Source organism: Streptomyces sp. NPDC050161 (assembly GCF_044460025.1).
Lineage (GTDB): Bacteria > Actinomycetota > Actinomycetes > Streptomycetales > Streptomycetaceae > Streptomyces.
The window spans coordinates 21776-41970 of sequence record NZ_JBITJM010000034.1 but is presented as its reverse complement, the minus strand read 5'-3'; the positions used below and the strand labels follow the sequence as shown (position 1 = coordinate 41970).

Genomic DNA, 20195 nt, shown 5'->3' with positions numbered 1-20195 from the left:
GTGAAACCAGACTACAAAGCTTCCGTCGACCTCGCGGTGACGTCACTGTCCGGTGCATACGGCAAAGGGAGCGGCCCCCCGGTGGGAACCGCTCCCTTCACGGCGTCTTACTTGGCGCCCGCCGCGCCGCGGCGGATGCCGAGGCGCTCGACCAGCGCACGGAAGCGCGTGATGTCCTTCTTCGCCAGGTACTGCAGCAGGCGGCGGCGCTGGCCGACCAGCAGCAGCAGACCACGGCGGGAGTGGTGGTCGTGCTTGTGGGTCTTGAGGTGCTCGGTCAGGTCCGAGATGCGGCGGGAAAGCATCGCCACCTGGACCTCGGGGGAACCGGTGTCACCTTCCTTGGTGGCGAACTCGGTCATGATCTGCTTCTTCGTAGCGGCGTCGAGCGACACGCGGTACTCCTCGGTGTGTGTACGGCCCGTGAGCGTCCCTGGATTTGCTTCACAGGGAATCTTGATGACTCGACAGGACCGTCACACAGCGTACCAGCTGGCGACGGCCCCCCGATCGGGTGACCGGGGGGCCGTCGGCAGGGGTGCGGGCCGCTAGTTTCCGGTGAGGCCGCGCACCGTCGCGTAGATGTCGAGCACCGCCAGGCACAGCGGCACCAGGGACAGCAGGACCAGGCCGTCGAAGATGTCGAAGATCCGGCCCCAGAAGGGGGTGACGCCCTTGCGCGGGACGATCAGGCCCACACCGACGAGCAGGGCGGCGCCGGCCGCGATGCTGCTGGAGAACCAGACGGTGCGGACGTTCAGCGGGCCCGAGTCACCGAAGCGGGCCAGCTCGACGAGGGCGTCGACCGGCGGGTGCAGCGCGACACCCAGGACGAGCAGCACGACGGTGAGGATGCCGGCGATGGTCAGGCAGGCGACCTGCGCGGTGTAGTCGAAGAGCCGGGCGCGGAGCATGATCGTGATGCCCGCGGCCAGCGCCATCAGCTGGGCCCAGCTGTTGTCGGAGAAGCCGAGGACCACTCCGGCCGAGCCGACGACCAGGGCGGAGCAGCCGGCGACGAGGCCGAGCAGCAGTTCGTGGCCGCGGCGGGCCTGGTTGCCGATCTTGACGAAGTCGACCGACTCGTTCTCGGGGCGCTCGCCCTCGTAGGAGCCCTTGGCGATCTGGTCGGGCGACTTGTAGCCGATGGGCAGCCGGGCGAAGCGTGCGGAGAGTCCGGGGAGCCAGGCGACCAGGGCGATGGAGACGGCGGCGGTGACCGCGGCGACCTCTATGGGGGCGGCGTCGGTGAGGATCGCGGCGAAGACGGCGAGGGTGCCGATGGCCGACAGGAAGGCCGCGGCCACGAAGGGGGCGTCGCCGCGCGGCAGCAGCACCACCAGCAGGACGGAGGCGATCAGTACGGTCACGCAGCCGACGAGGAGGTGCAGCCGGCCGGGTCCTGATCCCGCTTCGACGGGGAAGATGCCGGAGCCGGCGAGCAGCAGGTGCGGCAGCGAGGCGAGGCCCAGCGCGATGGAGGAACCGTGGTCGTCGTAGACCCGGGCGCGGACGCCGGATACGGCGACCAGGACGATGCCGACGACACCGGCGATGATGCCGGGCAGGCGGTGCATGTCGCGGTCGACCGGGTTCGAGAACCAGAGCGCGAAGGCCATCATGACGAGCAGCAGCACGCCGGCGGTGAGGCCGACGTAGTGCATGAGGTCGTCGCTCCAGCGGTTGCGGTTCTGCTTGACCGCGGAGGCGACGGCGTCGGACACGTCGTCGAAGACCGGCAGCGGCAGCGACTCGGCGAACGGCTTCAGCAGGAGGAGGTCGCCGTCCAGGATCTGCTGCTGCGCGAGCGACTGACCGGCGTCAAGTACCGTGCCGTCGCGGCGTACGAGGTGGTAGCCGGTCGGGGCGCCCTCCGCCTGGGACTGGCCGGAGAGTCGCAGGATCTCCGGATAGATGTCGACGAGTGCGACGTCCTCGGGCAGTGCCACATCGATCCGTGCGTCCGGCGCGGCGACTGTGACCCGGCAGAAGCCGGTGCCTGTGGTCGTGCTCACCTGGCGGTTCCCCCTATCCGTTGGGCGGTTTGTCGCGGGCGTGGCGTATATATGGAGGCATATACGGAGACGCTTTCGAGCCCGTTTTCACGGCGTCGCGGCACGCTCGCGGTGCGTCAGCGTACCGTCCGATTCGGGGCTTGCCCCACCCACCCCGAAACTTGACGCTTAACAGTAGGATCAACGCCTGCGTCGGGCCAAGGACTTGGCTCGGGGGACCGTCGAATCCAACGGGGGCGGTCCGAGACTGCGAGATGCATGAAGGACTGATGCCTCGGTGAGCGTTGTCATCGTCAAGCGCCCGCCCCGCGCGCTGCCACCTGAAGTCGCCGGTGAGGAGGTGACGCTGGAGGCGCCTCCTGAACTTCCCCGGGAAGGGGAACAGGAGAACATCCTGATGATGTTCATGCCCATGATGGGCATGGGGTCTTCCGCCGCTTTCCTATTCATGGGCGGCCAGCCGTTCATGAAGATCATGGGTGGCGTCATGGTGGTTTCCACTCTGGCCATGGCGATCGTACAGATCGTCAAAGCCAGGCAGGGGCCCTCCGGGCAAATGCTGCAGGAACGCCAGGATTACCTCAAGTACCTCGCGCAGAAACGGAAAGAGGTACGGCGTACCGCACGCAAACAGCGTGACGCACAGCTTTTCACGCACCCCGATCCGGGTCAGCTGTGGTCCGTGGTGGCGGAGGGAAAGCGCGTCTGGGAACGCCGGGCGAGCGACCCGGACTTCGCGCAGGTACGCCTCGGACTCGGTCCGCAGCAGCTGGCCACCCCGCTGAAGGCTCCGGAGACCGCGCCGGTCGACGAGCTGGAGCCGCTGACCGCGCACGCGATGAAGGAATTCCTCGACAAGCACGGGCACTTGGAGAACCTGCCGCTCGCGGTCTCGCTGCGCGCCTTCTACCACCTGACCGTCTCCGGCGACCCGGACACGGTCTACGCCAGTTCCCGCGCGATGGTCGCCCAGCTGTGCACGCTGCACTCCCCCGAGGACCTGGTGGTGGCGGTCGTCGCCTCGCCGGGCGCGCAGGCGGAGTGGGAGTGGACGAAGTGGCTGCCGCACGTCCAGGACAAGACCACCGACGGTGCGGGCAGCCGCCGTCTGGTCGTCGGCGACCTCGGCGAGATCGAGGAGATGCTGGCCGACGAGCTGGACGGCCGCGGGCGCTTCAACCCGCAGGGCACTCCGGTGACCGACACCCCGCACGTGGTGATCGTGCTGGACGCCGGTGACGTACCGATGGACTCGGTCATCGCCGGCGCCGAGGGGCTTCAGGGCGTCACCATCATCGAGGTCGTGCCGGGCGATCTGGACGAGATCCGCGGTGGTCTCGCGGTCCAGGTGTGGCCGGACAAGCTGGTGCTGGAGTCGGCGAGCGGCGCGGTCTACCAGGGGATCTGCGACACCCTGTCGATCCCCGAGGCGGAGGCGCTGGCCCGCCAGCTCGCCCCGCTGCGGGCCGGTTCGGGCGCGGACGGCGAGGAACCGCTGCTGTCCAACCTGGACTTCACCGACCTGATGAACATCGGCGACGCCGGTTCCGTCGACGTGCAGCGCACGTGGCGCCCGCGGACGCTGCACGAGCGCCTGCGGGTGCCGATCGGTGTCGACAAGGACGGCCAGCCCGTCATGCTCGACATCAAGGAGGCGTCGCAGGAGGGCATGGGCCCGCACGGCCTGTGTGTCGGTGCGACCGGTTCGGGTAAGTCCGAGGTGCTGCGCACCCTGGTGCTGGCCCTGGCGGTCACCCACTCGTCCGAGACGCTGAACTTCATCCTCGCGGACTTCAAGGGTGGCGCCACCTTCACCGGTATGTCGGAGATGCCGCACGTCGCCGCGGTCATCACCAACCTCGGTGAGGACGTCAGCCTGATCGACCGCATGCGCGACTCGATCACCGGTGAACTCCAGCGCCGCCAGGAGCTGCTGCGCTCGGCGGGCAACTACGCCAACATCACCGACTACGAGAAGGCGCGTGCCGCGGGCGCCCCGCTGGACCCGCTGCCCTCGCTGGTGATGGTGCTCGACGAGTTCTCCGAGCTGCTGACCGCCAAGCCCGACTTCATCGAGATGTTCATCCAGATCGGCCGGATCGGCCGTTCGATGGGTGTGCACATGCTGCTCGCCTCGCAGCGTCTGGAAGAGGGCAAGCTGCGCGGCCTGGACACCTTCCTGTCCTACCGCCTGGGTCTGCGCACCTTCTCCGCTGCCGAGTCGCGTACCGCGATCGGTGTGCCGGACGCGTACCACCTGCCGAACGTGCCGGGCTCCGGCATCCTCAAGTACGACACCGAGACGATGGTGCAGTTCAAGGCCGCGTACGTGTCGGGTGCCTACCACGGCCCGGGGGCCGGCGGTGGCGGCGGTGGCAGCCGGACGAACCGGCTGCCGGTGCCGTTCACGGCGGCCCCGGTCGTCGAGCAGATCATCGAGGACCCGACTCCGGTGGAGCCGGAGGCCCCGCAGCAGGACGACGCGCTGGCCGACACCGTGCTGGACGTCATCGTGCAGCGGATGCAGGGCCAGGGCCCGCCGGCCCACCAGGTGTGGCTGCCCCCGCTGGAGGAGTCGCCGACGGTCAACCAGCTGCTGCCCGCGCTGGCCACCACACCCGAACGGGGCGTGCACGCGCCGGAGTACACGGCGCTCGGCAAGCTCGTCGTGCCGGTCGCGCTGGTGGACAAGCCGTTCGAGCAGCGGCGTGACGTGATGTACCTGGACTTCTCCGCCGGTGCGGGTCACGGCCTGGTCGTCGGTGGTCCGCAGTCCGGCAAGTCCACGCTGATCCGGTCCGCCATCGCGGCGTTCGCGCTCACCCACACCCCGGTCGAGGTGCAGTTCTACTGCCTGGACTTCGGTGGCGGCGGCATGCTCGCCATGGAGGACCTGCCGCACATCGGCGGCGTCGCCTCGCGTCTGGACGCGGAGAAGGTCCGCCGTACGGTCGCCGAGGTCGTCGGCATCCTCAACGAGCGTGAGGAGTTCTTCCGGCAGAACAACATCGACTCCATCGCGACCTACCGCCAGCGGCGGAACGCGGGCGCCTTCCCCGACCAGAAGTGGGGCGACGTCTTCCTCATCATCGACGGATGGGCGACGTTCAAGACCGACTACGAGCAGCTCGACCCGGTGATCCTGGACATCGCCGGACGGGGTCTCGGATTCGGTATCCACCTCATCATCGGCGGCTCGCGCTACACCGAGGTCCGTCCCGCGCTGCGCGACCAGCTCCTCAACCGCGTCGAGCTGCGCCTGGGTGACCCGATGGAGTCGGAGTTCGACCGCAAGCGCGCGGAGAACGTCCCGATGGGCAAGCCGGGCCGCGGTCTGTCCCCGGAGAAGCTGGACTACCTCGCCGCGCTGCCGCGCCTCGACAACGACAGCGACCCGGAGACGCTCAGCGACGGCATGGCGAATCTGGTGCAGACGGTCAAGGAGCACTGGACGGGCGAGCCCGCCCCGAAGGTGCGGATGCTGCCGACGATGCTGTACGCGAACGAGCTGCCCAAGGGCAGCGACTTCCCGGAGCACGGCATCGCCATCGGCGTCGACGAGACCACGCTCTCGCCGGCCTTCATCGACTTCGAGACCGACCCGCTCCTGGTCATCTACGGCGAGAGCGAGTCCGGCAAGTCGTCGCTGCTGCGCCTGCTGACCAAGCAGATCGCCGAGCGGTACCCGTCGGACAAGGCACTGATGGTGGTCTCCGACTACCGCCGCGCGCTGCTCGGCGAGGTGCCGGAGAGCCACCTGTACAAGTACTGCGCAGCGGGGCCGCAGTTGCAGGAGGTCATCACCGGTCTCGCCGGTTCGCTGGGCCGCCGCATGCCGGGCCCGGACGTCACGCCCGAGCAGCTGCGCAACCGCAGCTGGTACGACCTGCCGGACGCGTTCGTGATCGTGGACGACTACGACCTGGTGGCGACGAGCAGCGGCAACCCGCTGCAGCCGCTCCTGGAGTACCTGCCGTTCGCCCGTGACCTCGGTCTGCGCCTGATCCTGGCGCGCAGCTCGTCGGGCGCAGGGCGGTCCTCGTTCGAGCCGGTCATGCAGCGCACCAAGGAGCTGGGCGCGCAGGGTCTGATCCTGTCCGCCGATCCAGGTGAGGGCCCGCTGATGGGCAACATCAAGGGCCAGAGCCTGACGCCGGGACGAGGCACCTTCGTCACGCGCAAGCGCGGTGCGCAGCTGGTCCAGACGGGCTGGCTGCCGGCCAACAGCCGCTGACGCGGCGGCAGTTCGGTACGGACAACGGCGGTGGGGCGTCCCTCTTGAAGAGGGGCGCCCCACCGCCGTTGTGGTGGGTGGCCCGCGGTTGCGGTGGGTGGCCCGCCGTTGTGGCGCGTGGCTGCGGTGCGCGGGCCCGGCCGTCAGCCGAAGGCGCCGTGCCTGCCGACGTCGGGTGCGGGCCGGCCGTCGGCCGCCGGTGCGGGGGCTTCGGGCTTGCCGTCGCCTGCCCTTCCGTCACCGGTCTCGCCGTCGCCGCGGGCCTTGCCGTCGTCGGCACGCCCGTCGCCGGTCTTTCCGTCACCGGTCTCGCCGTCTCCGGTGGCGGGCTGTCGTTCGAGCCCGTTCTCCGGGCCCCTGGCTTCGGCCGAGGCCGTCTCCTCGCCGGTCCGTACGCCCTTGGCGATGCCCGTGCCGCCGCTCGGCCGCCGCTCGGTGGCGGCGCCGGGTCCGAACGGATCGGGCCCCGTCGGCGCGGTCGATGTGGCCCATTCGCCCTTCGTGGGCGGCCGTTGGCCCTGCCCGCCGCCACCGCCGCGCTTGCCGAACGCCCCGCCCAGGGAGTTGGCGAGCTGGCCGAGCGCCATGAACCCGTAGGCCATGTCACGGCCGGACGACTGCGCGCCACCGGAGTTGTCCACCGGCGGTGCGGCTTGGGCGTCGTCGTGCGGGGCGCCGTCCTGCGGGGTGCCGGTGGACGGCGCCGCCGCGGCGGTCTCCAGGTCGGCGGCGGCCAGCGTGAAGACCGGCAGCGATTCGTCCACCGACCGCTTCAGCCGGTGCCAGTCCGCGGCGAACGCCTCGCCCGCCGGGCCGTGCCAGTCGGCGGCTGCCGCGCTGCCGACGTGCCGGTCGAGCTCCCTGACCAGACCGTCGAGGTGGGCGCCCATGTCCCGCCAGCCCGCCGCCGCTTCGTGCAGGGCCTCCGGATTGCGCCGCCGGGTCACTGGACACCCCGGATCATCTCGGCCAGCTCTTCCTCGACCGTCTGCGTCGACGCGGCGCTCCGCTTGACGCCGACGCCGACCTCGGCCAGCCGCTGCTGCAGCTGGCCCAGGGCGCGCTCGGCCTGCTCGTACAGCTCCACGTGCGGACGGGCCGCCTCCGGGTCGCCGAAGCCGTCGTGCAATGCCCCGGCATCCGACGTCCGGCGGAATGCCGTCAACTGCCGTGCCAGATCGTCCGCGTATTTCTCAAAGATCGAACCGAGCTTGTGCAGCTCCTCGGTACCGACCCGGACTTCATCGGACATCTTTTCTCCCCGAATTGAATGGCAGCGACCTGCCGGACATCGGCACAGGTCTAGCACACCCGCAATGGCCTCAACTCCCGTGCGAAGCAGCCGGACCACGAGGTGCGGAAGGAATGCGGATCAATAGCAGGGAATAGCGACAACCCCGCCTTGACGTCCTGTTCATACCCGTCATTAGACTCGTGACGCCGGTGCCGCACACGCGGTTGCTGTGCCACACGTTCTAGGGGGCAACATGAACAACGAGCGGCAGATCCAGGACGAGGACCTGATGGACGTCGCCCAGGATCCGGAGCAGGCGCACCGGCTGCGCAAGGCGCTGAAGACCCTGGCGGACAACCCCAATGTGGGCGGCAAGCTCCAGGAGATGGCCAAGGAAGTGCTCTCCGGGCGGATCGGCATGAAGGACGCCATCGCGACGCCGACCTACATGGATGCGCTGGGCGACCGCATCGGCGAGATGCGGCGGGCGGCCGAGAACCAGACCCAGGCCGAGCGGGAGTCCTCGCGCGAGCAGTTCGCGACGTGGCAGAAGAAGCAGGAGGAGCAGGAGGACAAGGAGCGCGCCGAGCGCGACGGCCCCTCGGGCAACATCGTCACCACCCCGCGGCACGGCAGGGGCGGCAGCAGCCACCGGCGCTGACCGGCGGCCACGGAACGGGTCCGGCCGACGCACCGGGCCCGAGCCGCAATACGGCGGCCCGGCGGTCCCGGCGCCACGGATCTCCACAGAATCGGCCCCTTTTCTCCGCGCTCTCCCCTTCGCCCGGCTTCCCTTTCCCGAATCCGCGCCGCCTCTTCTCCATTCCCCGGCCCATCGGATACGCGGATCTCCGGGTTGTCCCCGTTCCCGGGGTTGTCCCCGTTCCCCGGGTTCTTCCCGTTCTCCGGGACGGCGATAGCGGGACGCCGATAGCGGCTCGCGTCGCGCTCCGGGCATCCGCTCCATCCCCGATGTCCCGGTTCCGGAACAGCCGGGCCCCGAGGGCTCCAAGATCGCGACCCGGATCATAGGATCGCCGGAGACGCTGGAATGCACGACGGTGGAGGGCGGGATTGATGGGGGACGAGGAAGTCATGAGCGCCTCGGACGAGGGAATCGCCACGGCGGGCGGCTATGCACCGCATCCGTTCATCGGCGGTCGCACCGCCGCGCTGCGCGCACTCGCCGCCTGGCGCATGAGCTGGCCCGGGGCGCCGCGCGTCATCGCGCTGACCGGTGATCCGGGCAGCGGGCGAGGCCGGCTGCTGACCGGATTCCTGATGCTGTGCGACCCGGAGTACCGCAAGCAGCTGCCGCTCGACGACCTGGATCCGGCGACCGTACCGCCCGACCTGCCGGCGCCCGCCGTGCCGGACCCCGAGCGGCTCACCTCGGCACAGCTGCTGTGGACCCTCGCCGATCATTTCGGCCTCCGGGCCACGCGGACCGAGGACATCTTCACCGAACTCGCCGCCCGTGAAGAGCAGGTGACGATCGTGGTGCCGGACATCGCCACCGCAGGTCCGGTGCGGGCCGCGAACGAACCGGCCCGCCTCCTCCAGGACGTGCTCAAGCCACTGGCCGCCACCCCGACCGTCCAGCTGCTGGCCGTCGTGGAGCGCGAGTCGGCCGCCGAGCTGGCCGCGTCGCTGCCGGGCGGCCAGGCGCAGATCATCGACCTCGACGCACCGGAGTGGGCCGACCCCGAAGGTCTTGTCCTGCACGCCGAGACCGCACTCGACACGGCCGCCGGCGCCCCCGAACTCCCCTTCACCACCGACCCTGAGCTGCGCGGGACGCTGGCCGCCGCGCTGGCAGCGCGCGCCGGGGGCAACCGTCTGACCGTGCAACTCGCGGTGCAGTCCCTGCTGATGCAGCCCGAGGGGTTCGACCCGGCGGACACCGAGCGGCTGCCCGGCACCCTCGGCCAGGTACTCGACCTGCACGCCGCCCGGCTGGGCGCCGACCCGCAGACGCTGCGGCTGATGCTGGCGCCGCTGGCCTTCGCCGAGGGCGACGGGCTGCCCGTCCAGCTGTGGGGCCCGCTGGCGAACGCCGTCGCCGAACAGGACCTGAGCCAGGCCATCGCCGATGGCATGCTGCTGGCCGCGCCCTTCGTCCAACTGCCGGATGCCCCGGACGACGACGGGACGAGCGACGGAACGAACGGCGGAGCCCCGGCCGACGACGGCACCGACGGCACCCCCGCCCCCCGCCCCCTCATCCGCCTCGCGCACCCCGCACTCGCCGCGGAGGTCCGCGCCGGGCTGCCGGACCCGCGCGGCGCGCAGACCCGGATCGCCATGGCCCTGCTGGAAGCGGTCCCCGACCAGGACTGGTCGAAGGCCGATCCGTACATCCGTGACCACATCGCCGGACACACCCTCGACGCCGGTCTGCTGCCCCAACTCCTCACCGACCCCGGCCTGTTCGCGCACGCCGACCCGGTGACCCTGCGCGCCGCCGTGGAGGCCGTCCCCCTGGAGGCCCTCGGCGCTCCGGCCCGTACGTATCTGCGTACCGCTCCCCTGCTCACCCGCTCCGAGGCGCCGGTCTCGATGCGCGCGGCGTTCCTGGAGTCCGCCTTCGTCGAGGACGGGCTGCTGCCGTACGCGCAGGCACTGCACGGGCTCGGGCTCGATCTGCCGTGGCGCACCCTGTGGAGCCTGCCGCTGACCGGCGCCACGGGGGTCACCCTCGGCACGCTGGCCCCGGCCGCCGCACCGGGAACCGCGGACGGTCCCGACGGCCCGTCCGGCGACGGCGGCGCGGCCCCTGCCCTCCCGGTGGCGCTCGTCGTCGTCCCCGCGGGCACGCCGGGTTCCCGCCCGGTGCCCGGCGGCGACACCACGGCCCTCCTGGTGCACGAGCTGGCGACGGCCGCTTACCTCGACACCGACCCGGCGCAGGTCGTGAGCCCTTCGGACGAGGAGCGCGCGGCGGGCCGCCACGGACTCAGCCGCAGCGCCGACTACCTGCGCGTCTGGTCCCGGACGGACCGCGAGGTGGTGGCCGCGCTGATCTCCGACACCCCGATCACCGGCGCCGACCTCTCACCGGACGGCATCCTGGTCGTCGCCACCCACCGCGGCGTCACCGCCCGGCAGATCGTCACGGCGCAGCCCGCCCGTCCCACCGTGCCGGCCCAGGCCGCCGGCCCCGCAGACGTTCCCGCTTCTCCCGGCCTCGAAGGAGACCACTCGTGATCACCCAGGAGCAGGCGCACGCGACCGCCGACCGCTGGCTCAACCCCGAGGGGGCACAAGGCCCGCCGCGCGAAGTCGCCCTCCAGGAGTTCGACCTCGGCTGGGTGGTGTGGGCCGTCCCGCCGCCCCCGGAGGTGGACCCGGAGACCGGCGCCCGCCGCCCGCCCGCGGAGATCGGCACCGCCTGCGGCGTCGTCGACCGCGCGTCCGGCGAGCTGACGGTGTGGCCGTCGGTACCGGTCGACGAGGTCGTACGGATGTACCGGCGCAAGCACGGCGCTGACGGCGGCGATGCGGGTGCGGCCACCGAGCAGCCGGCGCCCGGACAGCCGGCCACCGAGCAGCCGCCGGTCACCGGCCCCGGCAACACCGCGGTCGCCACCTTCGACGATCCGGCCACCGGCGCGGAGACCAACCTGGTCCGCGTCTCGGCCCCCGGCCTGCCGCCCGCCGAATACCAACTCGCCGACGAACTGCGGCAGATGGGCGTGGCAGGCGAGAGCGTCCGGGCCGTGCACACCGACCTGCGGCCCGCGCTGCTGCCCGGCGGCTACCCGGGCGACTTCGTCTTCCGCGCCTTCCCGAACGCCCGGTTCTCCTGCACCGAGGGCTACGGCATGCGGCCCGAAGAGCGTGCCGAGGGTGTCGCGGGGCTGGTGCGGCACGTCGAGATGATGCACCGGATGGCGGGCCGGCAGGCGCCGCCGCGGCCACACCGGGTGCCGGTGCCGCGGGAGGTCCCGGCGGCGGAGCCGGTGCGCGACGTGGCGCTCGGCAGGCAGCTGACGGAACTCTTCGGCGAGCAGGGCGTACTGCGTCCGGACGCCGACGACCTGGCGGCGACCCCGTTGCCCGAGCCCGCGAAGGCCACGCTGACCTGGGCCGGACTCCCCGCCACCGTGCCGTACTTCTTCACCGCCGACCGCGCGGACACCCCCCCGGCCGGCGGCCTGTTCACGGACGCAGCCACCCACCTCCGGGAGACCGGCACCGAGGCCGGGAGCGGCACGCTGGAGACCCTCGCGGGTCACGTCAGGATCGGCACCGACGGCGGCTACGCCGTCACGGTCCAGTGCACGGCGCCCGCCGAGAACCAGGGTCTGATCGGCACCGTCTGGGCGGTCCAGCCCTCATCGGGCGGCGGCAGGTTCGTCAACCGCACCCTGTCCGCCTATCTCCGCTCGCTCGCCCTGCTGACGGCCACCCGCACCCGGATGCGCGGCATGGACCCGTACGCGGCCGGCGCCGCGGTCGCCGCCTTCCAACGTGACCTGGTGGCCATCGATTCCTGGTCCCTGGACGACGAGGGCAACTGGTGGTCCCTCATCGTCGAGCAGATGTGGCACGGGCTGTTCTGAGCGGCTGGGGTTGAGGGGCTGAGGGCTGGGAGGGTTGGGGGCGCTGAGCGAGAGGGGATTGGCGGGGCGGGCGGGGGCTGCCCGGGGCGCGGCGAAGAGGCCGGGTTTCATGGCTTCACGAGGACAGACCTCAGAGCTTCACGGGGGCCCACCGGCAGGCGCGGCGCCTCAACTGCCCCTCACTACCCGCCCATACCGCCCGCCCCTCCCCCTCTCAGGGCAGCAGCAACCAGTCCGCCGCCAGCGCCGCCACCAGGCCGACGCCGAGCAGCCAGGTGCCCAGCCGGGTACGCCCGTGCCGGCTCAGTTCGATCACCACGCCACAGAGCACAAGCGCCGCCCCGTACACCCCGACCACCAGCACCGACGTCCGGCTGGCCAGGCGCACCACCAGCACCGCGGCCATCGCGGCCATCACCACCGAGGCCAGGATGATGCGTATCCGCCGCGCCTGACGGGGCGTCAAACCCCCGACATCCTCGGCGATTGACTCTTCACTACCGGCTGCGTCCATGAGCCGAAATGCTACGGGACCACCGACCCGCCCCACCCCCTGGTCCCCGCACCCGGCGCACTTCCCCGCCCTTCCCCCAGGGCCGCCTCACCCCCACCCACGCAGCCATAGCAACCACCCACCCAATTTCCCTGAATTCCCCCTCCGTTGGCCTCGCAAGACGCCCACGGAGCCTCCACATACCCGCCTTGACATGGCTACGGACAGATCACCTAATGTGAGATCGTTAGACGTGAGAATTACAGTTCGGGAAACGGCGCAAACCGGGGGCAGTGGTGGCAGGCAAGGCATTTGACGTTGATCCGGATGTGCTGAAGGCGCAGGGTTCCGCGTTCATCCACATCGGCAACGACTTCTCCAAGGCGTCGAAGAAGCTGCAAGACGATCTGGACGCACTCGGCAGCCCCTGGGAGGAGTGTGACTTCGGCGAGCTCTTCGAGACGATCTACGACCCGATCAAGAAGGGCATGTTCAAGTCCATGGACTCCCTGGGCGAACGCCTCGAAGGCATCGGCGACAAGCTCGAAACCATGGCCCAGTCCTATGCCGAATCCGATGAACAGGGCATCCACACCATCAGCGCGGTCGGCCGCCCGATGATCTGAGGCCCGGCCTCACCAACGGATTCCGCAGGACGCGCCCGCCCCGGGCGGCTCCTGAACCACGCAATCCCCGGTGCCGCTCCGCACTTCACGCTCCACACCATCCAGCACCACCACTCAGCACTGCTCACCACCGCTCAGCACTGCTCAGCCAGTTGCTGATCAACTCAGCACCAATCGCTTACCATCGCACGGGGGACGAACACTGTGTCACTGACGCTGCCAGACGGAGTCGACTGGGTCCTGGATCTCCTCGGATTCGACTGGCCGAACGCCGACGAGGACAAGCTCTTCGAATGCGCCGCGGCCTGGCGCAACTTCGCCACCCAGGTGAATCAGGCGTCGTCCCAGGGATCGTCGGCGGCCAACGAAGTCCTCTCCGCCAATTCGGGCGAAGCCGTCGACGGCTTTTCCCAGGAATGGGGATCCTTCTCCGGCGGCGGGGACAGCGGCGACAACTACCTTCGCGACGCCGCAGCGGCGGCCGAAGTCATCGCGCTCGCCTTCGACGCCGCCGCGCTCGCAGTCATCGAGGGCAAGGTCGCGGTCATCGTCCAGCTCGTCATGCTGGCCGCCGAACTCATCGCCGCCCAGGCTGCCGCTCCGTTCACCCTCGGCCTGTCCGAACTCGGCGCCGCCGGAGCCACCCAGGCGACCCGTTTGATCGTTCGCCAGATCCTGGACAAGATCAAGCGCGAGGTAGTGCAGGCGGCCACCAAGGCGATGGAACACGCCACGATGGACGCCATCAAGAAGATGGCGAAGAACGCCGTGTCCAAGGAATCCCGCAAACTGGCGACGGACTACATCAAGAACACCGTCAAGGAAGAGGTCAAGGACAAGGTCGTCACCGCGGCCAAGGATTCCGCGAAGGAGTTCGTCCAGGAAACCGTCGTCCAAGGCGCCAAGGACAAGGCCAAAGAAGCCGCGACCGGCATGGCGCAGAACGTCGCGGAACAGGGCATCGAAAGCCACTTCGGTGAACGCGACGGCATCCGCTGGGGCGAGACCGCGGACGTCGGCAAGGAAAAGGCCGGCGAATACATCGAGGACGTCAAGAAGGACGCCACCGACAGGGTCCAGGAGTACAAGGACGGCGTCACCAGCCTTGCCGACCCCAACACGTACATCGAGCACGGCAAGAACGACCTCGCGGCCAAACGCGACGAACTCACCGACCGCGGCCTGGACCACGCCCAACGCCGCGTCGACCACCACACCGGCGGCGCCGCCACCCGCCACCAGGAAACCACGGACGCGGCCAGGGACCACGTCCGCTCGGTCTTCGGCTGACCGCCGGCGGGCCGTCTGCCCCGCAGCCGCCCGCGGTGCCGCACAGCAAGGGGCCCGCTGCCACCTCTGACGGTGACAGCGGGCCCCTTGCTTCATTGCTCCAGGCAGCGGGAGCCGCCGTGCGCTACTGGCCGGGAGGCGGCGGGTACTGCCCCGGGGGCGGGGGGTACTGGCCAGGAGATCCGGGCTGCTGCTGGTAGGGGCCCGGCTGCTGCGGCGCGAAACCGGGACCACCGGGGCCACCGAACCCACCCGGACCACCCGGGGGCGGGCCGTTGCGCCGGCCCTTACGTCGCGCCACCAGAACGATGACGAGGATGATCCCCAGGACCACCAGCACCGCCACCACGATCAGACCGATGAACAGCGGGCTCACACCGGGCTTTTCCACCGCCTGCGACGAACCACCCTTGTCGTCCGTCCCCTGCGAACCGGTCGAATCCCCGGCCGACGGCGAGGAGTCCACCTTGGGCATCGTCAACGGCCCGTTCTTGGAACCGGCCGGAATATCCCGCTTGAGCGCGGCGAGGGGCTGGATGTATCCGTAGCCGTACTTCTGGTCGGGGAGCGAGATCCCCTGAGCCGAAGGGGGAAGACCGGCGCTCTTGGTCAGGCGGTTGACGATCTGGCCCGGCGTGAGGTCAGGGAATTTTGCGCGGAGAAGGGCAGCGGCTCCGGAGACGAAGGCTGTTGAATTCGATGTGCCTGAGCTCTTCCGGTACGAAGACGTCCCACGCCCCGTCGAAACAATATCGGTAGCCGGAGCTGTCAGACGAACCCATGGCCCGTAATTTGAATCCGGCCAGACTTTTCCTGTATTTTCCACGCCACCGACGGCAAGGACGCCCGGATACCGAGCCGGGTAAGTGAGCGGCGAAGACGCACCCTCTCCTTCATTCCCGGAGCCAGCAATAACCAACACCCCGTGCTTCACGGCGTACGCAATCGCGGCAGGCTCAGCCGTCCCTTCTGCGGCAGTGCCCACCTGGGAAATATTGATGATTGACGCACCGTGATCAACGGCGTAGCGAATGGATGTGGCGTAGCCCTCCGGCCTTTCCCCAATATCTCGAATGGGGAGAATCTTGGCATCGGGAGCAAGCCCCTTCACCCCGGCGAAACCACCCGCGTGCCCATGGCCAGCAATGATACCGGCCATCTCGGTCCCGTGGGTGTCGCCGTTCTCTTCGTCGGGGCTACCGCCATCCACGAAATCCTTGCCCGCGAGAACATTTCCTCGCAAGTCCTCATGGCTCGAATTGACGCCATCATCAATCACCGCAACCGTTACGCCTTTACCGGTTGAGATGTCCCAAATGTCGTCTGCTTTGAACGCCTTCAGAGGCCACTGTGCATCTCTGATCTGGTCCGCCGACGCAACCGGTGCGGTGCCGAAGAGCAGCGCCCCAGCCACCACCGCGCCGCCCACCACACGCAGCTTCCGCGTGAAGCTCATTCCTTTACACCTCTCCTAACAGGACGGGGCCTTCTGCCCAGAGAGCAACGGGCCCCGTCTTGCTACCACCGATTTGCTGACGACAGGTTCCTATTCGATGACCTTCGGGGCAACGTTACGCTCCGACGCCCAGGTCTCCTCGTCCTCGACAAGGTAGTCGGGGCGCTCGCCGTTGTTCTGCCCCTTCTCCTTGCCCTTGGCACCGTGCATCCCAGGGGCGCCCGCCATGCCCGCGGGGCGACGGCCACCCGCTCCGGCGCCGGCCTGTGCTCCGCCTCGGCTCCGGTGCAGGCCGGATCCGCCCTGCCCGGCGCCGCTGGCCTTCCCGCTTCCGGAGCCGATGACGCCGCCCTTCTGACGGGCCAGAGCACCGCCGCGGCCCGCGCCTGCGCCCTTGCCTCCGGCGCCCTTGCCGGCACCAGCGGCGCCGCCCATTCCGGGCATACCTGAACGGCCTGCGCCGCGAGCACCCGCTCCGGCTCCGCCTCCGGCACCACCGCCGCGGCCCACGCCCATGCCGCCGCCGACACCACCACCGATACCGCCACCGCCGCCGATACCGCCACCAGCGCCGGAACCACCGCCGGCTCCGCCACCGACGCCGCCGTTCAGGCCGCCACCACCACCGATGCCGCCGCCACCGCCGCCGATACCGCCACCGCCTGCGCCGCCACCCTTAGGGGGGTTGAAGCTGTCGAGGCCGGTGTTGACATCGGGAGTGAACGATCCCTTGCCGGGCTGGGGGGAGATCCCGCCACTGATCCCCGGCGTCTTCGGCGACTGGAGACCACCGGGCGAGAAGCCGGGCCCCTTTCCTGTCGGCTTGAGCGACGGACTTTCCACCCGCCCCGGTCCTGTCGGCCCCGTCGGCATCGGCATTGGCACGGCGGAAGGCGGGTCGCCCCCAGGGGGGCCCGGATATTCTTCGCCCTCGCTCACGCGCTTATGCGCCGTCCATGAGCCCATCGACTTGGCCTGGGAAGAATATGCCGCCCCCAGCTGCTCCATCTTGACGGCCATGCGGAGCTGCTGCTCCTTGCCCGCCGAGAGGCTGCCGGTGTTGTTGTCCAGGGCCTGCTGCGTCGTCATGTGAGGGTTGGAAAGGTCGCGCTTGAGGCCGTCGTCGTCGCGACTACCGCCGTCCTGGAGCCAGTTGACCGCCTTGTTGGCCGTGCTTGGCTTCTCCATCGACTCAACCTCGGGCTTGAGCTGCTCAAGCACGTTGGCCGCGTTCTTCATCGCCTTTGAGGTGTAGTCGGCGTACATAGCGCCGTCCGAGATCTTCTTGCTGATCTTCTTCGCTTGCGCCTTGAACTTATCAGCGGAGTCTCCGTGCCAGTGCTGGAGAACTTCTTCGACAGCAGCGTCGAATGCTCCTTGGATTCCACCGCCCCCGCCCCCGACAAGCTGGGTGTGAACGTCCTTCCACCCCTGCGACACATTGTGCACCTCGCTGGGATTGGACGCCTTGACCATCGCCTTCATGGTGTCCATGTCCATCTCGGCGAAGTTGGTCTCATGCTCGGCGGCGTAACACATCGTCGCCGGGATGAACTGGTACTCAGTCGTCTCTTTGCTCACAGCAAGCCTCCCCCTTTGCTTCTCTCCACGCTGACTTCAGATCCGCTGCAATCGGCCGACCGGGACGCCACATCAATCACCGGACATACTCGTGGCGGTCTCGGCTTCCTGGTTCTGGTAGTTCCCATGCACCTTGCGCGTGTTGGTGCCGAACTGATCCGTGACGTCGTGGAGGTGCTGCACAACCTCCTCGATGTGCGCCTTCATCTTCGAATGGGCCTCGGTCAGCTTCCGCGCCTCGAGAAACGAGGCGCCAGGCGCATCCGCTCCCAGTGCGTTCGCCGACAGCGATGTTTTGTATCGAGTGTCTGCGTTCGCATTCCCGAGATCCTTCAAGACGCTGTTGAGCTTCCTGATGGTGTCCTCGAGTGCGCTGAGATCAACTCGATATTGCTCACCCATGGTTTGACTCCCCGTGAGATGTGAATCCGGTCTTGCGGCGCCAGTCGCGCAGTGCGACGGACGCGCCCACTACCGCCGCGACGGCCAGCAGACCGCCTCCCACAATGTAGATGGCGAACCGCGCCTGCCGGTCCTCCGGGCTCTCTCCGATGGTGAGGGCGGCCGGCTGGACCTCGGAGCCGCCGTTGGCGGCGTTGGACGGCTTGTCGGGCTTGGGCGAGGCGGTGGGCTTGGTGGTGTCGTTGAGTGCGGCCACCGGGTCGACGACGCCCCAGCCGATGTTGTGGTCGGGGCCGCGGTCGACGCGTTCGGCGGTCTGCTCCAGATGCCAGACCAGCTCGTGGGCCTTCCAGTCCTTGTGCTGCGCCTTGAGCAGGGCGGCGGCTCCCGAGACGTACGGTGCGGCGAAGCTGGTGCCCTGGTCGACGCAGTTGCCGCCACCGGGGACCGTGGAGACCATGTCGACGCCGGGAGCGGCGATGTTGACGTAGTCGCCGGGCTGGGAGAACGGGGCGCGCTCGTTGTTCCGGTCGGACGCGGCGACGGCCAGGATGTTGTCGAACTCCCGGAAGCCGGCCGGGTACATGGTCTTTTCCTTGCCGCTGGCACCGTCGTTGCCCGCCGAGGCGACGATGAGTATGCCGTGCCTCGCGGCGTTGCCGACGGCCTGCTTCAGGCTCGGGAGGAGGGCCTCGCTCGCGTCCGTGCCCTGGGAGATGTTGATGATGTCGACGTTCTCGGCCACCGCGTCGTTGATGGCCTTGGCGAGACTGTCGGCGGTGCCGGCCTTCTCCTGGTCGGTCTGCTGGAACGGAATGACCTTCGCGTCGGGCGCGAGGCCGTAGAAGCCGGAGGAGGACTGCTGCTTGGCGGCGATGATGCCGGCGACCTTGGTGCCGTGGCCGACGCGGTCCTGGGTCTTCTTGCCGTCCTTGACGTAGCTCTTGCCCCCGGAGCCGATCGAGGGGGCGATCTGGCTGTTGCCGGCGTCGATGCCGGTGTCGATGACGGCGACCTTGACACCCGCGCCCTGGCCGTGCGCCCACAGCTGCTGGGTCAGCAGGCGCTGCAGCGACCAGGGGGTCTCTTTGATGTTGCTGGTGTTGAACTTGCACTCGCCGCTGTTGAGCGGAACGTTCTCGTCCGCGGACGCCGGCGCGGCGCTGACACAGGAAAGGCCGACGGCGCATGCCGCTGTCACCAGTACACCGGCTGCTCGGCGGTGCCCGGAACGGTGACCGATGGCGCGAGATCCCACGGGTTGTCTGCTCTCCATGTGTGGTGGACGGGACGAGAACGAGGGTGTGGAAGCGGTGGAGGAGCGGGAGGGCCTGCGAAAGTGGTGGGGAAGGCGTGCGGGTGCGGCGGACGCCAGAAGGGCGAGCGCACTGATGCAGCGCGCTCGCCCTCATTGACCACTGTGCGAGCCTTCCGGGCTGCTCAGCCGTCGGTCACCCCTGCCTGTACTGATGTCAGGTCAGTGGTTCCAGACGTTGGCGTTCTTGTGCTCGGTGCTGCGGTAGTTCTGCGCCGCGTTGTCCAGCGCCTTGGCGATGGCCTCCAGCGTCGAGTGCAGCGAAGCGGCACGCTTGTCCCACTCGCGCTGACGGGCCTGGTAGCCCTCCTGCGCGGCACCTTCCCAGCTGGCGGCGATCTTCTTGACGCCGGCCTCGAGGTTGTCGAGCTGGGACTTGATGTTGTTCGCCGTGCGGCGCACGTCAGACGCGGCCTGCGAAATCGTCTCGAAATTGACGAGGATGTGCCCCGACATTACGTCTCCTCGGGAGTTGTTGAGCTGGTCGATTCACATACCGCGGCAGGTCGCAGGAACCTTCCCGGACACCGCCGCGGCGATTGGTCACATGCGCCGGCTGAGGCGGCGCGGACCCATCATCCGAAGGGGGAATCCTGGGAGGAGGCGACGTGGTGAATCGACTGAGCCTGCTCGTCTTCCGAAGCCACGTAGTTCTTCGTGGTCGCGTCAATCGCTTCCTTGATCTCGCCAAGGATCTGATTGAGGCGGGTGGCGTCCTCGTTGACCTTCGACTGCAGCTGGTTGTACGAAGTGGCCGCAGCACCCCTCCAACCGGAGGTGATGTTGTCGACGACCGTGTTCAGGTGCTGAATCTCGCCCTGGATCGCGTGATTGACCGAGGAGATCTTGCCGCTGAACGCGACCATCTCCTCCTCGGTGGTTGTGAACTGCTGACCAGCCATAGTCAACGTCCCCCATGAGACTCGTACGTCGTACCGTCCGGCGCCGATGAGGGCGCTTCACGGTTGGCATCTCCTGTTGACG

General features: G+C 69.1%; 17 protein-coding genes. 6 read left to right on the top strand and 11 right to left on the bottom strand.

Annotated features, from left to right (window positions below; genetic code table 11):
* Window positions 1–107 precede the first annotated feature (107 nt).
* Together rpsO and eccD are read right to left on the bottom strand one after the other, a co-directional pair.
* Window positions 108–395: a 30S ribosomal protein S15 gene (gene rpsO / locus ACIBK8_RS33810; protein ID WP_030991941.1), complete on the bottom strand. Its 288-nt coding sequence runs from the start codon at window positions 393–395 to the stop codon at window positions 108–110.
* Between the two features lie 153 nt (window positions 396–548).
* The gene (gene eccD, locus ACIBK8_RS33805; protein WP_399046296.1) at window positions 549–2015 is read right to left on the bottom strand and encodes a type VII secretion integral membrane protein EccD; all 1467 of its coding nucleotides are present in this window, start codon (window positions 2013–2015) and stop codon (window positions 549–551) included.
* A 277-nt stretch (window positions 2016–2292) separates the two neighbouring features.
* On the opposite strand from eccD, the gene eccCa reads away from it, so the two are divergent.
* Window positions 2293–6249: a type VII secretion protein EccCa gene (gene eccCa / locus ACIBK8_RS33800; RefSeq protein ID WP_399046295.1), complete on the top strand. Its 3957-nt coding sequence runs from the start codon at window positions 2293–2295 to the stop codon at window positions 6247–6249.
* 143 nt (window positions 6250–6392) lie between these two features.
* Here eccCa and ACIBK8_RS33795 read toward each other — a convergent pair whose 3' ends face one another.
* Both ACIBK8_RS33795 and ACIBK8_RS33790 read right to left on the bottom strand, forming a co-directional pair.
* The gene (locus ACIBK8_RS33795) at window positions 6393–7196 is read right to left on the bottom strand and encodes a WXG100 family type VII secretion target (protein ID WP_399046294.1); all 804 of its coding nucleotides are present in this window, start codon (window positions 7194–7196) and stop codon (window positions 6393–6395) included.
* Window positions 7193–7501 carry a hypothetical protein gene (locus tag ACIBK8_RS33790; protein ID WP_399046292.1) on the bottom strand — a complete coding sequence of 103 codons (309 nt, stop codon included), beginning with the start codon at window positions 7499–7501 and terminating at the stop codon, window positions 7193–7195. Before ACIBK8_RS33790 ends, ACIBK8_RS33795 begins: the two co-directional genes overlap by 4 nt.
* A 235-nt stretch (window positions 7502–7736) precedes the next feature.
* On the opposite strand from ACIBK8_RS33790, the gene ACIBK8_RS33785 reads away from it, so the two are divergent.
* From ACIBK8_RS33785 to ACIBK8_RS33775, 3 genes are all read left to right on the top strand, one after another.
* Window positions 7737–8144: a hypothetical protein gene (locus ACIBK8_RS33785; protein WP_399046291.1), complete on the top strand. Its 408-nt coding sequence runs from the start codon at window positions 7737–7739 to the stop codon at window positions 8142–8144.
* A 416-nt stretch (window positions 8145–8560) separates the two neighbouring features.
* Window positions 8561–10690: an ATP-binding protein gene (locus ACIBK8_RS33780; RefSeq protein WP_399046289.1), complete on the top strand. Its 2130-nt coding sequence runs from the start codon at window positions 8561–8563 to the stop codon at window positions 10688–10690.
* Entirely contained in the window at window positions 10687–12048 is a 1362-nt protein-coding gene (locus ACIBK8_RS33775; protein WP_399046288.1) for an SUKH-4 family immunity protein, read from the top strand. Before ACIBK8_RS33780 ends, ACIBK8_RS33775 begins: the two co-directional genes overlap by 4 nt.
* 214 nt (window positions 12049–12262) lie before the next feature.
* Here ACIBK8_RS33775 and ACIBK8_RS33770 read toward each other — a convergent pair whose 3' ends face one another.
* Complete coding sequence (locus ACIBK8_RS33770) at window positions 12263–12562, bottom strand: hypothetical protein (protein ID WP_399046286.1); 300 nt, start codon at window positions 12560–12562, stop codon at window positions 12263–12265.
* A gap of 308 nt (window positions 12563–12870) precedes the next feature.
* Between ACIBK8_RS33770 and ACIBK8_RS33765 the strand changes: the two genes are divergently transcribed.
* Window positions 12871–13167 carry a WXG100 family type VII secretion target gene (locus tag ACIBK8_RS33765; RefSeq protein ID WP_399046284.1) on the top strand — a complete coding sequence of 99 codons (297 nt, stop codon included), beginning with the start codon at window positions 12871–12873 and terminating at the stop codon, window positions 13165–13167.
* A gap of 204 nt (window positions 13168–13371) precedes the next feature.
* Window positions 13372–14457: a PE-PGRS family protein gene (locus ACIBK8_RS33760; RefSeq protein ID WP_399046282.1), complete on the top strand. Its 1086-nt coding sequence runs from the start codon at window positions 13372–13374 to the stop codon at window positions 14455–14457.
* 124 nt (window positions 14458–14581) lie between these two features.
* On the opposite strand, the gene mycP (ACIBK8_RS33755) is transcribed toward ACIBK8_RS33760, so the two are convergent.
* The 6 genes from mycP (ACIBK8_RS33755) to ACIBK8_RS33730 form a co-directional block, all read right to left on the bottom strand.
* Window positions 14582–15913, bottom strand: a complete 1332-nt coding sequence (gene mycP / locus ACIBK8_RS33755) for a type VII secretion-associated serine protease mycosin (protein ID WP_399046281.1) — start codon at window positions 15911–15913, stop codon at window positions 14582–14584.
* 90 nt (window positions 15914–16003) lie between these two features.
* On the bottom strand, window positions 16004–17494 hold the full coding sequence (locus tag ACIBK8_RS33750; RefSeq protein ID WP_399046279.1) for a hypothetical protein: 1491 nt from the start codon (window positions 17492–17494) through the stop codon (window positions 16004–16006).
* A 72-nt stretch (window positions 17495–17566) separates the two neighbouring features.
* On the bottom strand, window positions 17567–17896 hold the full coding sequence (locus tag ACIBK8_RS33745; protein ID WP_399046277.1) for a hypothetical protein: 330 nt from the start codon (window positions 17894–17896) through the stop codon (window positions 17567–17569).
* Window positions 17889–19154, bottom strand: a complete 1266-nt coding sequence (gene mycP, locus ACIBK8_RS33740) for a type VII secretion-associated serine protease mycosin (protein ID WP_399046275.1) — start codon at window positions 19152–19154, stop codon at window positions 17889–17891. Before mycP (ACIBK8_RS33740) ends, ACIBK8_RS33745 begins: the two co-directional genes overlap by 8 nt.
* Before the next feature lie 219 nt (window positions 19155–19373).
* Window positions 19374–19667: a WXG100 family type VII secretion target gene (locus ACIBK8_RS33735; RefSeq protein WP_399046273.1), complete on the bottom strand. Its 294-nt coding sequence runs from the start codon at window positions 19665–19667 to the stop codon at window positions 19374–19376.
* 119 nt (window positions 19668–19786) lie between these two features.
* A complete protein-coding gene (locus ACIBK8_RS33730; RefSeq protein ID WP_399046272.1) occupies window positions 19787–20113 on the bottom strand; it encodes a WXG100 family type VII secretion target in 327 nt (108 codons plus the stop codon).
* Window positions 20114–20195 lie beyond the last annotated feature (82 nt).